The 13,927-nt window shown below is 61.4% G+C and carries 11 protein-coding genes; 4 read left to right on the forward strand and 7 right to left on the reverse strand.

All coding sequences use genetic code 11. From position 1 onward, the window contains the following. Window positions 1-76: 76 nt before the first annotated feature. Window positions 77-688 (forward strand): GNAT family N-acetyltransferase, encoded by a 612-nt coding sequence (locus tag IG616_RS07295; protein ID WP_192147474.1) that lies wholly within the window; start codon window positions 77-79, stop codon window positions 686-688. Here the strand turns inward: IG616_RS07295 and mtnA are convergent, their stop codons facing one another. Then, on the reverse strand, window positions 689-1,789 hold the full coding sequence (mtnA, locus tag IG616_RS07300) for an S-methyl-5-thioribose-1-phosphate isomerase (protein ID WP_192147475.1): 1,101 nt from the start codon (window positions 1,787-1,789) through the stop codon (window positions 689-691). It abuts the gene before it with no gap. A 532-nt stretch (window positions 1,790-2,321) separates the two neighbouring features. Here mtnA and IG616_RS07305 point away from each other — a divergent pair. Then, a complete protein-coding gene (locus tag IG616_RS07305) occupies window positions 2,322-2,924 on the forward strand; it encodes a hypothetical protein (protein WP_192147476.1) in 603 nt (200 codons plus the stop codon). A gap of 53 nt (window positions 2,925-2,977) precedes the next feature. Here the strand turns inward: IG616_RS07305 and IG616_RS07310 are convergent, their stop codons facing one another. Next, window positions 2,978-3,952, reverse strand: a complete 975-nt coding sequence (locus IG616_RS07310; protein ID WP_192147477.1) for a metallophosphoesterase family protein — start codon at window positions 3,950-3,952, stop codon at window positions 2,978-2,980. 426 nt (window positions 3,953-4,378) lie between these two features. On the opposite strand from IG616_RS07310, the gene IG616_RS07315 reads away from it, so the two are divergent. Next, window positions 4,379-4,924 carry an NUDIX domain-containing protein gene (locus tag IG616_RS07315; RefSeq protein ID WP_192147478.1) on the forward strand — a complete coding sequence of 182 codons (546 nt, stop codon included), beginning with the start codon at window positions 4,379-4,381 and terminating at the stop codon, window positions 4,922-4,924. A 3-nt stretch (window positions 4,925-4,927) separates the two neighbouring features. On the opposite strand, the gene IG616_RS07320 is transcribed toward IG616_RS07315, so the two are convergent. After that, complete coding sequence (locus IG616_RS07320) at window positions 4,928-5,896, reverse strand: glutathione S-transferase family protein (protein WP_192147479.1); 969 nt, start codon at window positions 5,894-5,896, stop codon at window positions 4,928-4,930. A 371-nt stretch (window positions 5,897-6,267) separates the two neighbouring features. On the opposite strand from IG616_RS07320, the gene IG616_RS07325 reads away from it, so the two are divergent. Further along, a complete protein-coding gene (locus IG616_RS07325) occupies window positions 6,268-6,765 on the forward strand; it encodes a GNAT family N-acetyltransferase (RefSeq protein ID WP_192147480.1) in 498 nt (165 codons plus the stop codon). Between the two features lie 57 nt (window positions 6,766-6,822). Here the strand turns inward: IG616_RS07325 and IG616_RS07330 are convergent, their stop codons facing one another. Genes IG616_RS07330 through IG616_RS07345 form a run of 4 tightly spaced genes read right to left on the reverse strand, consistent with a single transcriptional unit; the run spans window position 6,823 to window position 13,712 of the window. Then, a complete protein-coding gene (locus IG616_RS07330; protein WP_192147481.1) occupies window positions 6,823-8,895 on the reverse strand; it encodes a hypothetical protein in 2,073 nt (690 codons plus the stop codon). A 16-nt stretch (window positions 8,896-8,911) separates the two neighbouring features. After that, window positions 8,912-11,731, reverse strand: a complete 2,820-nt coding sequence (locus IG616_RS07335) for a DUF4159 domain-containing protein (RefSeq protein WP_192147482.1) — start codon at window positions 11,729-11,731, stop codon at window positions 8,912-8,914. A gap of 5 nt (window positions 11,732-11,736) precedes the next feature. Next, entirely contained in the window at window positions 11,737-12,657 is a 921-nt protein-coding gene (locus IG616_RS07340) for a DUF58 domain-containing protein (RefSeq protein ID WP_192147483.1), read from the reverse strand. A 29-nt stretch (window positions 12,658-12,686) separates the two neighbouring features. Further along, window positions 12,687-13,712 carry an AAA family ATPase gene (locus IG616_RS07345; protein ID WP_192147484.1) on the reverse strand — a complete coding sequence of 342 codons (1,026 nt, stop codon included), beginning with the start codon at window positions 13,710-13,712 and terminating at the stop codon, window positions 12,687-12,689. Between the last annotated feature and the right edge of the window lie 215 nt (window positions 13,713-13,927).

Genomic DNA, 13,927 nt, shown 5'->3' on the forward strand with positions numbered 1-13,927 from the left:
CAGTCAAGTGGCTGATTGACCTGTCGCGTTCGGGTGCGCTAGGTGGTGTTGGTCTTTCAAACATCTTGGAAAATTAATGTCTGACACCTTGCCGCTTGCCTTGGACGGCTACACACATCTGCCCAAAGGCAAGGTGGCCGTTACCGTGACCTATCTGGAAATGCTCAGCCGTCCGGAGATTTCCCTCCCCTCCCGCACTGATTTGACATTGGAGCCCTGGACTAGGCCAGAGCTCGATGCCTACAGAGCATTGTTCCGGTCCGTTGGGCAGGACTGGCTCTGGTTCGCGCGCTTGAAGTTGTCAGACGACGAGCTGCGGTCCGTTCTTGACGATCCGGCGAGAGCGCATTTTGTTCCCTACCTGAACGGCAAACCCGCAGGGATGCTGGAGCTGGATTTTTCAGATCCGGAAACGCCGGAGCTTGCCTACTTCGGGCTTGTGCCGGAAGCCATTGGGGGTGGGGCAGGGCGCTGGCTGATGGCGAAGGCTCTGGAACTGGTCTGGAGCCGTCCGCAGACCAAGCGACTCTGGGTGCACACGTGCACGGCCGACAGTCAGAAGGCGCTCGACTTCTATAAGCGAAGCGGCTTCACACCATACAAGCTGGCGATTGAGGTCGATGAGGACCCGAGGCTTAGCGGTCTGCTGCCGCGCAGTGCTGCGCCTCACGTGCCGATCATTGAATGATTATCCTGCAACCCGCTCGGGGAAGGCCGCTGCAATCGACTGCCGGTCGGCGGTCAGGACACCGCGCTCGGTGATGAGGCCAGTGACCAGGCGTGCGGGAGTTACATCAAAGGCAGGGTTGGCAACTTCGGAGCCGGGCGCCACAATTTCGATTGTCTCGATCTTGCCGCTGGCCGTCAGTCCTGTGATGTGGCTGACTTCCTCACCGATGCGCTCTTCGATCGGAATTTCCCGCAATCCATTCGACAGGGTGAAATCGATGGTCGGCGAGGGCAGGGCGACGTAAAAGGGCACACCGCAATCCTTCGCGGCCAGAGCCTTCAAATAGGTGCCGATCTTGTTGCAGACATCGCCCTCGGCGGTGGTTCTGTCGGTTCCGACGATCACCATGTCCACCTCCCCGTGCTGCATGAGATGGCCGCCAGCATTGTCCGCCACGACCGTGTGGGGGACGCCATGCTGACCGAGCTCCCAGGCGGTCAGAAAGGCGCCCTGGTTTCGCGGACGGGTTTCGTCCACCCAGACATGAACCGGCGTACCGGCATCGTGTGACATATAGATAGGAGCCGTTGCTGTACCCCAGTCGACGGTCGCGAGCCAACCGGCGTTGCAATGGGTGAGGATGTTGACCGGATCTCCGGGACGCTTGCTTGCTGCGATGTCCGATATCAGCTTGGCGCCATGGGTGCCGATGGACATGTTGATGGCCACATCCTCGTCGCAGATGCGTTCCGCCAGGCTATAGGCGCGGGCAACGCGCTGTTCCGGCGGGACCGGCAGCAGGGTCTTGCGTACCACGTCCAAGGCCCAGCGGAGATTGACCGCTGTCGGCCGCGTGTCCAACAAGGTGCTGCAGGCATTCATCAGACCTAAGTCGGTGGCATCGGCGCGCAGGGCAAGGCACATGCCGTAGGCGGCCGTTGCGCCGATCAGCGGAGCGCCGCGCACCTGCATGATGCGGATGGCATGGGCTGCCTCTTCCAGGGTTTCCAGCCGAATCGTCTCGAACGCGTGGGGGAAACGTGTCTGGTCGATGATTTCGACGCCCCAACCATCTTCCGCGAGCCAGATCGTGCGATACTTGCGTCCATTCACGTTCATCGGCGGCCCCACTTCAGTTTTGGAACACCCTAGGGTGTGGACTCATAAATTTGAAGGCAATGGTTTGAGCGAATTTGTTTGGATACAAGGCGCAAGGCTGCAGGAAGCCTTATGGCTTTCAAAGTCTTGCAACGCTGTAGCCGGACGAATTCGCCAAATCCTTACAGGACGCGCAACTGGCTGTGAAATGCGGCGTTGAGCGTCTCAACCGGGCATAAAGCCCGCTTTTCGCCACTCGCCTTGCCTTTCGGTGCCAGTTGACGCGCCATTACCTGCAAATTTATGAGTCCACACCCTAATCTGCATATCCCAAGGAGAGCGCAGCTGCAAACGCTGGGGCACTGACCGTTCTGGCGTTGGGGGCGGAAATATCTTAACATCTGTTAACCATTCCGGCTTGAATGACAGTGGATGAGGCCTTCATAGGCGCGTGCCGCCATTTCCAGCCGGTAAGAATTGATTAAGATTGTTCCCAACTGGGCCTGATTTGGCCAGATCGGGAATGCCCCGCCAAAATGGAGACGGACAGTCCATGCCCGTAGTGAAGGATAACGTTGTACCCCATTCCAGGGTCCGGTCTCTGCGTGAGGCGATCCGGAAGGTGCAGATCGGCGAGGTCGAGCGCTCGGATGTGGTCATCGAGCTGCAGGACACCGAGCGTGCGCGGCTGGAAATGCTCGCGGAAGAAATGAAGGACGTCTTCAAGGAGATCCCTGAGGACGATGATCAGTTCTCGCTCCAGATCGCGGCGGGTTCCATGCCGCGCCTTTGGATCGATGTGACCAGTCACGTTGTCGTTGGTGGCGACCGCCGGACCTACCGGTTCTTGAAGGACACGCGGCTTGGCCGGGTTGTCATTCTGGAAACGCCGGAAATCGACGACATGGCGGATTGCCTGACGGAATATATCGCCGAGCGCATTCTGGAACGGGAAAAGGCGCTTGAGGGCGACTGGCTGAACCGGCGCCTAAGAGAAGTGGCGCTCGAGAACTCCGTGGCCAAGACCAAAGAGGAAGCCAAGTCGAAGCGCAGTCTGCACTGGCTGACCGTCGCTGCCACCTTTGCCTTCGGCTTGTGTGCCGGCATTGCCACTCTTGTGGCCTATGCGTGGTTTGCTCACCCGATGCCTGTCTGACAGGCTTTGTCCGGGGCGGGCTCTGGTAATGAGCCTTCGCCCCGGTTGTCTGATCAAGTTGATGGCGCGCGAAGGCTTTGGCCCTCAGCGGGTGGAAGCAAATCGGGTTTGGCTGGGATCTCGATGCTGTCGGTGACAATCGAGCTGACCGGTTCGCCCGTCACTGTGAAGCCGCGCTCTTCCATCTGGCAGTGCCAGCGGCCATTTTCTAAGGAAATCGAGAAGAGATTGTAGCGAGCGCCCGGCTTCTTGCCGCCAGGCGCATTGCTGGCCGACGGCACGCCAACCACCGGCACTGGCCCATCGGGCCCGTCGATCGACGAGCGGCTGACGATATGCGTATGACCGTGGAGGATTAGTTCAGCGCCGGCGCGCTTGATGACCGCGCGCACGCGGGAGGCATCCGACAGGCGCTTGTGCCAATGAGTGGCGTTGTGGAACGGGGGGTGATGGATCAGGACCACACGGAATAGGCCTTCTTCGCCTAGCTCCTCCAGAATTGCTCTCAGCCGCCTGGTCTGCTTGATACCGACTCGGCCGGTCGCGAACCAGGGACCGGAGGCGCGGGCGGTCGAGACACCGACTATGGCCAGATTGCCGCGCTTGCGCACATAGGGAAACACGGCATCGCTGTCTGGAAGGGGGGGGGAGGCGTCGGCGTCATCGCCGCTCATGTAGGGAAGCCAGGCTGTCCGCGCACGCCTGAGTGCACCTGGCACATAGGCATCGTGGTTGCCGGGGATGACGGAAACATCGTGGGGGTCGCCCACGTCTTCCAGCCAGTTCCGGGCACCAATGATTTCGAGAGGCAAGGCGATGTTGACGAGATCGCCGGTGACGGCGATGTGGTCAGGCGCCTGGGCCTTCATATCCTCGACAAGCTGTTCCAGACAATTACCGGTCATGGAGCCCGAGCGGTTCCGGCGCCAGTTGAGATATCCTAGGATACGCTTGGAGAAGAGCTGGATCAGTTTGGGATCCGGCAGGGGACCCAGATGCGGATCAGATAGATGGGCAAGCTTGAACATGCCGGCATCATCGGAGCTGAGCGGGTCGCGTCAAGGAAAAATGCGCGTTGCCCAGCCATATTGGCATCCGGTCCCCGGAACCGGCGAACAAGTCCGCCGGACGGATTTTGCTTAGTTGGCCGCGAAGGTCGACAGAGCAGCAGCAATACGTGGATTGCTGAGGTCCACAGCCGGCTTCCACTGGTAGGCGCGGGCGCGGCGGAGGTTGTTGAAGAACACGCTGAACATGATGGATCTCTTGTTTGGGGCCTGTGAAGGACTGCCTGTCTCTTCATCAGGGTGACTATAAAATAGACATTCAATTGAATATGAGGAGTGCAATTTCAGGTGGGGCTGCCCTGCAAATGGCGCATAGGTCAGGCCAGCAAGGTAAGCAATCCCTTAATTCTTGATGCCACCCATCGGTTGTTCAGGTAAAATCTCTGTATGATCAAACTCTTGTCCTTCCTGCCCAGCAGCATGACGAAGCGGCTGGTGCATGCCGCAGCCCTGCTCAGGAACCCCTACTGCGTTGGTGTGAGGGTTCTGGTACTGGGAAAAGCGCCTGAACCATCGGCTGAATCCACTGCCGGCATCCCTGAAGAGCCCTGCGAATCCGTGCTGCTCGTGCGCCACAGCTATCTGCCTGGCTGGTATCTGCCTGGTGGGGGAGTTGACCGGGGCGAGACCATGCAGGCTGCCGCCAGGCGGGAGCTGAGCGAGGAAACCGGGATCGTGGCTCAGGGGCCGTTGACTCTGTTGGGCGCCTATCTTAACCGGCAGGGGTTGGGCCGGGATCACGTCGGCCTGTTCCTGTTGCGCGATTGGGACCCGGAGGCAGGGTTTCTCAAGCCGAATGCGGAAATCGTTGAGGCGGCATTCTTTCCCATGAATGCGCTTCCTGCGGATCTCAGTCCTGCGACGGCAAGGCGTCTGCAGGACTGGATCGATAGAGGCGAGGCTATGGCCTCCTTGAGTGAGGGCTATTGGTAGCCCTCAGAGCTCGACCGCGCCCCTGTCGTGGGGGCTCATGAAGTCCAGTTCTGGTCCGAGCGGAATAATGCCGGTCGGATTGATGGTCTTGTGAGAGCCGTAATAATGCGCCTTGATCGTGTCCAGTTGCACGGTCCCGGCAATGCCCGGCACCTGATAAAGAGCACGAAGGTAATTTGACAGGTTCGGATAGTCCTCGATCCGGCGGATGTTGCATTTGAAGTGGCCAACATAGACCGCATCGAAGCGGATCAAGGTGGTGAAGAGCCGCCAATCCGCCTCGGTCAGGCGGTCCCCGGTCAGGTATTTCTGCTTGCCGAGCCGTGATTCCAGTTCGTCGAGGGCATCAAACAGAGCCGTCACGGCCTTCTGGTAGGGCTCAGGTTTGGTCGCAAAGCCAGCCTTGTAGACGCCATTGTTCACATTATCGTAGACAAACGCGTTAATCTCGTCGATCCCGGAAAGCAGATCTTCCGGGCACAGATCCAGTGTGGAGCCGGTGAGACCGTCGAAAGCGCTGTTGAACATGCGGATGATTTCGGAGGACTCGTTGCTGACAATTGTGCCGGTCTTCTTGTCCCAGAGCACGGGCACGGTCACCCGGCCGCTGTAATCCGGATTGGCCGCCTTGTAGATCTGCCAGAGGAAATCGGCTTTGTGCAGGGGATCCGGTTCGCCGAAGGTCCAGCCGTTTTCGAGCATCAACGGTTCCACGGCTGTAACCGGGATGAGTTCCTCCAGCTTCTTCAGGCGGCGGAAAATCAAGGTTCTGTGCGCCCAGGGGCAGGCGTAGGAGACATAGAGATGATAGCGGTCTGCTTCCGCGGCAAAGCCGCCCTTGCCGCTCGGGCCAGGACTTCCGTCCTTGGTCAGCCAGTTCCGGAAAGCTGATTCCGAGCGCTCGAAACGGCCACCGGTGGCGTCTGTGTCGTACCATTTGTCTTTCCAGACGCCGTCTACGAGCAATCCCATTTCTTTATCTCCTGTGTTTCGAACCTAAGATAAGAACTGGAGCAGGGCGCGTCTTCCGCAAGCGGAATGAATTGACCGTTCAATATTCTTGGACAGCCGCGCGTATTTTATTCGACTTTCAATTTCCGCTGGACCAATCCGATGCGACCATGCTATCGGCAAATTCCGATCCGCAATGGGCCGGGTGATCAAACCGATGATCAAGTGAAAGACGGAACCTTATGACCTCTGGTCTGAGCCTGCGACGACGAACCACCCGACGAGACACGTCTCGTCTGTTCGCGCGCGCCTGACCGGTCAACCCTCTTTCCATGACGAAAGACCCCCCTGGTCAGACGCGAGAAGAAACTCGCTCGACAGGTGCCCTTTCCATGAAGCCCGAAAACTGGTTCGTCCGTCTCGAAGAAGCTGCTGACGCTGAGCAGATCGAAGCCCTTCAAGCCGAAGCTTTTGGCCCAGGCCGCTATGCGCGGACCGCATTCAAGATCCGCGAAGGCGTGCCGCAGGCGGATAGTCTGTGTTTTGTCGGCTTGAGTGGCGCAGAGCTTGCCGGTTCCGTTCGCCTGACGCCGATCCGGATCGGCAGCACGCCCGCCATGCTGCTGGGGCCGCTGACCGTCGCGCCGGTCTACAAGAACCGGGGTCTTGGCAAGCTGCTGTTGAGGACCGTTCTTGATGTTGCCGCTGTTCAGGGCGAAACCGCTGTGCTTCTCGTTGGCGATGCGCCTTATTACGGCCCGTCCGGTTTCGGCAAGGTGCCTTTCGGCAAGATCACATTGCCCGGGCCGGTCGACCCCGACCGCCTGCTCATCGCCCTCCTGAACGGTGCGGAGATGCCATCCGGCATGGTGCGCGGCGGACGTCCTTAAGTCCTTTGGATGATCGAGTGCTGCTTGTGCAGCATTCTGTCTATGAAGGGCCGCCGGTCAGCGGCCCTCGCGGTACCATGTCATGGTCAGAACGCCTAGCAGCAAGGCAAGGCCCATAAGGCCAAGGAACAGCGGATAGCGGTCCACACCCTTAAGGATGCTCGCCTGGCTTGTCTTCAGGCCAATCCAGCCATTGCCATAATACTGCGCGGCCTGCTTGAGAGCGACGATCCTGGGAACGGTTACGTTGCCGCCAATATCGGCGAGCCTTGCACTGACACCGCCGGTTGTTTCCGCCACCGGCGCCAATAGGCCTGTGGTCGACAGCACGTTGCTGTATTCCTTCGGGTTCTGCGGACCGACGTGAACCAGCGCCGACCGATCCCCCTCGGTTACGGTGTAGAGGCCCGTTTCGCTGGCCGGAAGAGCCGCACGCCAGAGCCCCGGCTCATCTTCTGACAAGATCAGTTCGGAGCGTTCGCCCGAGGGCGCCGTAAGTTCGACAGGGCCGATGGAAACGCCGAGCGTCTGCCGCTCAACGATCAGATCCGCGCCACGGAGGCTCAGACGGAGAGCTTCTTCTTCAAGATCGGGCTCCTTCATCAGCCAATGGCCTAGACGGCGCAGAAGCTGCACATGGGGGCCACCGCCTTCGAAGCCGCGGGCCCACAGCCAGACATGGTCGGACAGGAGCATGGCAACGCGGCCTTCTCCCTCCCGGTTGAGCACGAGCAGAGGCTTGTCCTGCGGCCCGGACATAAGCACTTCGCCGTTGGCCACATTGGTGTCGACCAGCCGGAACCAGCGGCTCCAGGCGGGCGGATCCTGACTTGCGCCCGGCAGACCACGGGTGACCGGATGGCGCTTGCCCATGTCTGCCAGATGGGCATGGAAGGGCTCTTCCAGAATGGCCCCGGTCGGCTCTGCGGGCAGGATGGGGGCAAGAGGCGTCCGGTACAGGCTGCCGCTGCCAGCATAGTCCGGGCCGCCCGCCAGAAGCACCGCGCCGCCGTTGCGCACATAGCGCGCGATGTTGTCGAAATAGAGCATCGGCAGCACGCCGCGCCGCTCATAGCGGTCGAAGATGATCAGGTCGAATTCGTCGATCTTGAGAGAGAACAGCTCTCGGGTCGGGAAGGCGATCAGAGACAGCTCATGGATCGGCGTGCCGTCCTGCTTTTCCGGCGGGCGTAGAATGGTGAAATGCACCAGATCGACGGAGGAATCCGACTTTAGAAGGTTGCGCCAGGTGCGCTCGCCCGCGTGCGGAGAGCCGGAGACCAGCAGCACCCGCAGATTTTCGCGGATACCGTCAATGGTGACCACGGCCTTGTTGTTGACCGGGGTCAGCTCGCCGTCGAGAAGTCCGGCTTCGATCTCGAAAATGTTGTTGCCGCCATGGGCGACCTCGACCGGAATTTCGACAGTCTCGCCGGTATTGACCCGTGCTTCGCTGATGATCGAGCCATCGCGCTTGATGGTGAGCCGTGCCAGTCCTGCTGCGGAGGCCGGGGCATTCTGATCTTCCACTTTGAGAGAGATGACCTGCTCCGACCCGACCAGCCCGAAGCGTGGTGCCTTTTCCAGCACCAGGCGGCGGTCCCGCTCGTTCGGGCGGCCGGTGATCAGGCCATGAAGCGGAGCGTTGAAGCCAAGAGCGCCCGCGTTGGCAGGAATGTCGTGAACCTCACCATCCGTCACCATGATCGCACCGCCAACACGGTCGGGCGGCACGTCGGACAAGCCGTTTGCAAGCGTCTGAAACAGTTCGGTGCCCGTTCCCGAGTTGCCCCGGTTTTCCAGGACCCGCAGTTCGAAGCCGGGCAGGGCAGAGATTTCCGCGCTCAGGGCCTTCACGGTTTCATCGGTGACACTGGTGCGGTCTTCCAGACCCTGACTCTGGCTGTGATCTGCCACAAGTGCGACGACGCTAGACAGAGGCTGGCGGTCCTCCCGCTCCAGGGCTGGATTGGCAAGGGCAAGCAGCAGTAAGGACATGATGGCCGCGCGCAGCGGCCAGCCGCGCAGGCGCATGAAGGCGAGAAGACCCGTTACTGCCAGAGCAGCGGCGCCGCCAGCGATCAGCAGCCAGACCGGCATCAAGGGGTCAAAGGAAAGCGACCAGATCATCTTCCGTCCGTTCTCCTCATTGGCCCAGGCGCTCCAGAAGCGCCGGAATGTGAACCTGATCGGCCTTGTAGTTGCCGGTCAGGGTGTACATGACGATGTTGACCCCGGCGCGGAAGGCATAGTCCCGCTGGACCGGATCATCCGGCACGGTGGGATATAGGAACGATCCGCTGTCGTCGACGGCCCATGCGGCCGCAAAGTCGTTACCAGTGATCATGATTGGGGACACGCCATCCCCGGCGCGCACGGGCCGCTCGCCATTGGTCACGGCCTGCTCCAGGCTTTCGACCCATAGGGGGCTGGTGGCATAGCGCCCAGGGAAGGTGTCGAGAAGATAAAAGGTCTTGGTCAGGACATGATCCGGCGGCACCGGCTCCAGCGGCGGAATATCAAGACCGTCGAGAATTTCCCGCAGCTTTAATGTTGCGGGAGTGCTGCCAAAGCCGGTGGTGGTCGAGGTCAAATGATCTCGGGTATCAAAGAGGATCGTGCCGCCGTTGCGCATGAAGGTGTCGATGCGGGAGATCGTCCGCGCATCCGGTTTTTCCGCATCCGGATCGATTGGCCAGTAGAGCAGGGAATAGAAGGCCAGCTCATCGCGGGAGATATCGACGCCAAGCGGCGATCCCGGCTCCAGAGCGGTTCTGTCCGCCAGGAACATGCTCAGACCGGAAAGGCCCGCAGCGCTCGCCTCATCGATTTCCGGCACACCGGTGATGACATAGGCGAGACGGGTTTCCAGCGTTGCTTCAAGCGCGCGCACATCATCTGATGAGCTTTGCGCCCGGCTTTCACCCGGAAGAGCGGCCAGCCCGAGCGACAGACCAAGGGCCAAGGGCAGCAAGGCACGGGCGGTAACGGGCCGCAGACGCAGCCAGCTCATTCCGCCCATCAGCAGGATAACGACGGCAGCGTCCAGCAGCAGCAGCAGGAAGGCCAGTGAGAACAGGATGGCTCTGAGATCCATGGTGTCGTTTGAAGGATAGGTTCTGACATCCGCCGCGCCGCCGAAGGCGCTGAGGTCCAGTGGCAGAAGCGCCGCATCTGGTGCCAGAAGATTGAGGGCCTGGAAGCCATCTTCGGAGCCATAAAGACCAGCCGGTGTCTTTCTGCTGGCCGAGGCGTGCTGGAAGTCGGCAACGGTTATCGGCGTCACATCTGCCGGGGGAGAAGTGAACCGGCCAAAACCGTCAAGCAGACGCAGGGGCGGCAGCACGCTCTGGTCTGCGCCTGAAGAGCTGTTGGCCGTTGCAGCGCCTGAGCTCGCAAGCGCAAGTGTGCGGCGCAGGAGGTCAATGAAGGTGCCGGAGAGCGGAAGATTGGACCAGCTTGTGTCGGCGGTGACATGGAAGAGCACCAGCATGCCCTTGCCGGTCTGGTGGGCGGTCACGAGCGGCGTACCATCCTCGAGTGTCGCCCAGGTGCGGTCCGGGAGATCAGAGGTGGGCTCGGCCAGAACCTGCCGGCTGACGGTCACTTCATCGGGCACTTCCAGCCCCGCGAAGGGGGACGTGTCGGCAAAGGCAGCGAGCTTTTGCGGCTGCTTCCAGGACAGGCTGCCGCCAAGTGTGCGGTCCCCGGCGCGCAAGGTGACGGGGATGAGGTCATCTGTTCCGCCTGCGGTGCGCGGTCCGGCGAAACGGATAAGCATGCCGCCGTCTTCCACCCATTTTGAGAGCGTGGCGAGCGTGTCTTCGGGCAGCCGGCCCACATCTGCAAGTATCAGGACCGAAATGCCCTGGCCGATCAGCTCCGGCACCGCATCCGCAATATCCGTTTGCTCGGGAAGTCTGAGATCGGAGAAGGGGCTGAGCGCCCGCTGCAGATAATAGAGCGGGGAGAGTAGCGGTTGGGCGAGATCTCCCGCTTCGCCGGAGATAAGCCCGACCACACGGCGGCGCCAGCTGTCGTCCAGAAGCTGAACGGCCCCTGCGGCCTGGGTTCCGGCAATCTCAACGCGGGCAATGTCATTGCGCAGCTCGCTCGGCAGATCGAACTCGGCAACGGTTTCAGGGGCGTCAGCGTCAAACTGGACGGAGGTCTCTGCCAGTGGAACGCCTTTCAGATCAAGAGCCCGCAGGGTTGCAGCCGATCTTCCGTCTTCCGGGTGCCGCAGAACGGTAACGTTCAGCGCCTGTGCCGTGTTGTCGAGGGCCTTCAGTCCCATCGGAATGCCAAGGCCTTGATAAACAATGACCGGCGTGCCGCCTGCTATGCGGGCGAGATCCTGCTGGAAGGTGGTGCCGCTGTCGGGCTGGGTACGGTCGGATAGCCAGACGATGGCGCCAGGAGCAACGTTGCCGGCGCTCTTGCGCAGACCGGTTGTCAGCTCACCGCGATTGGCGGTCCAGGGGCGGGGTTCCAGTGCCCGCAGCCGTTCTTGTGCGGCAACCGCGCTGCCAGGCTCGAAGGACTGCGCCGGACCATCAGCGGTGGCGGTCAGCAGGACAGGGCGGCCGGACCGGGACGCGTCGGACAGTATACGGTCAGCTGCAGCGGAGCGTTCGGTCCAGCTGCTGGCGGCAGTCCAGCCATTGTCGAGCAGGATCCAAAGCGGCCCCTCGTTCATGGCGATGTCCTTGGCGGGACGCCAGACCGGACCGGCAAGGGCAATGATGAGAATGGCGGCGAGCAGCAGTCTGAGAAGCGTCAGCCACCAGGGACTGCGCTGCGGGGTTTCCTCACGCTCCTCGATGTCGAGCAGAAGCCGGGTCGGTGGAAACTGCACCTGTCTCGGGCGCGGGGGCGTCAGCCGCAGCAGCCACCAGATGACCGGCAGCAGCGCCAGAGCAGTCAGGATCCAGGGAGAGGAAAAGGCGATCGGCAGAAACCCCATGTCGGTCAAAATCCTCCATGAGCGGGCGATCCGCCACCCGAAAGCGCCGCGTGCAAGGCGAGCAGAGGTTCGGCGGCAGACCGGTCCGTGTGATGCAGAATGAAAGTCCAGCCTGCCCTTCGGGCTGCATCCTTCAGCTCTGCCCGGTGCCGCTCAAGCCGCTCCTGATAGGCCTCCCGCCAGCTTTCAGCCCGTCCGGTGGTCAAACGCGTGCCCCGTTCCTGATCGTGAAACTCCACCCGGCCATCAAAGGGAAAGGTTTCCTCGATTGGGTCAAGAACCTGAACGATGTGGCCCCGCGCCCCAAGACCAGCAGCGTGGGACATCCAGGCCGTGATTTCGGTCACGGGATCGAGAAAGTCGGAGATGAGCACGATATCAGAGAAGCGCTTGATGCCTGCGGTCTCGGGAAGAGCCTCAGGGGCCGGAGCGTGCAACAGGATCTGGGCCAGTGTTTCTGCGGAATTGCGTCCAGAGAGAGACCGGCTGAGACCGGGCAGGCCGACCCGTTCGCCGGAGGTCGCGAGCATTTCCGCCAGAGCGAGCATCAGCACAACAGCCCGGTCGCGCTTGAGGACGGGCGAGAGCCGTGACTGGAAATTCATGGAGACGGACAGATCCGGCCAGAGCCAGACCGTATGGGCCTGTTCCCACTCACGCTCGCGCACATAAAGACTGTCGTCCTTGGCGGAACGGCGCCAGTCGATGCGTCTTGCGGGTTCGCCCATGTTGAAGGGGCGGAACTGCCAGAAGCTTTCACCCGGCCCGGAGCGCCTGCGCCCGTGCCAGCCCGCGATCATGGCGCTGGCAACCTGGCTTGCCTCGACGAAAAGGTCGGGCAGGGCGTCGGCGAGCGAACGGGCTTCCCCGATGACCGAAGACCAGGAATCCTGATCCGTGATGCCGTCCTGCTGGCGTTCCGCCATGGCCGGAGCCCCCTTTCCGCGGGATTGTCTCAGCCCAGCTTGGCTTTCAGCTGGGAAATGACACTGCGCACATTGTGTCCGTCTGCCCGTGCCGCAAAGGTCAGCGCCATGCGGTGCTGCAGGATCGGCTCGGCAAGTGCCAGAACGTCGTCCACCGAAGGAGCGAGGCGTCCGTCCACCAGCGCTCTGGCACGCACGGTCAGCATCAAGGCCTGACTGGCGCGTGGGCCGGGCCCCCAGGCAATCAGCTTCTGCAGGTCGCTCGAGTTGCCGTCTTCTGCCGGACGGGCCGAGCGGACGAGGGTCAGGATCGCCTCGACAACGGATTCGCCAACGGGCATGCGGCGGACCAGCTGCTGGAAACCCGCCAGTTCGTTGCTGGTCATAGCAGGCTGAGCCTGTGTCTGTTCTGCGCCTGTGGTCGCCAGAAGGATCTGCCGTTCGGAGGCAAGATCCGGGTAATGCACGTCGACTTGCATCAGGAAGCGGTCGAGCTGGGCTTCAGGCAGCGGATAGGTGCCTTCCTGCTCCAACGGGTTCTGGGTGGCCAGCACGTGGAAGGGGCGGGGAAGGTCGTGGGACTGGCCTGCCACCGTGACGTGGTATTCCTGCATGGCCTGCAAAAGCGCGGACTGTGTGCGCGGGCTGGCACGGTTGATTTCGTCAGCCATCAGAAGCTGGGAGAACACCGGGCCCTTGATGAAGCGGAAGGCCCGGCTGCCGTCGGCTGCCTGCTCCATGACTTCGGACCCCAGAATGTCAGAGGGCATCAGGTCCGGAGTGAACTGAATGCGGCGGGCATCGAGACCAAGCACCGTGCCGAGGGTTTCAACCAGCTTGGTCTTGGCAAGGCCAGGCACGCCGACAAGCAGTCCGTGTCCGCCCGACAGGATAGTGACCAGGGTCTGCTCAACTACGTTTTCCTGACCGAAGATGATGCGTCCGATTTCCGCCTTCGCGCCGGTGATCGTCGCCAGTGCTGCTTCCGCCGTCTCAGCAATCGAGTTCATGTCGGCGGTGCCGGGGGAGGCGGGGGGCTGGCTTATGACGCTCATCGTGTACCTTCCTGACTGGGCACCGTTCCAGATGAGGGAGGTCGGGAACGGCCCTTCTGATGGGGCAATCTTGTCATGCTGCAGGCCGTTTTGACCATCCTGCAGGCAGAAAAACTGCCGGTGAAGGAGGCTTTCGGGCATGCAAGTCTCGCGACTCGTGCAGTTTGACACCATATTGCTGGTTAGATAAGCGGCAAATTCAGGCGGGACAGTGA

This window comes from Roseibium litorale, assembly GCF_014842915.1.
Classification (GTDB): domain Bacteria; phylum Pseudomonadota; class Alphaproteobacteria; order Rhizobiales; family Stappiaceae; genus Roseibium; species Roseibium litorale.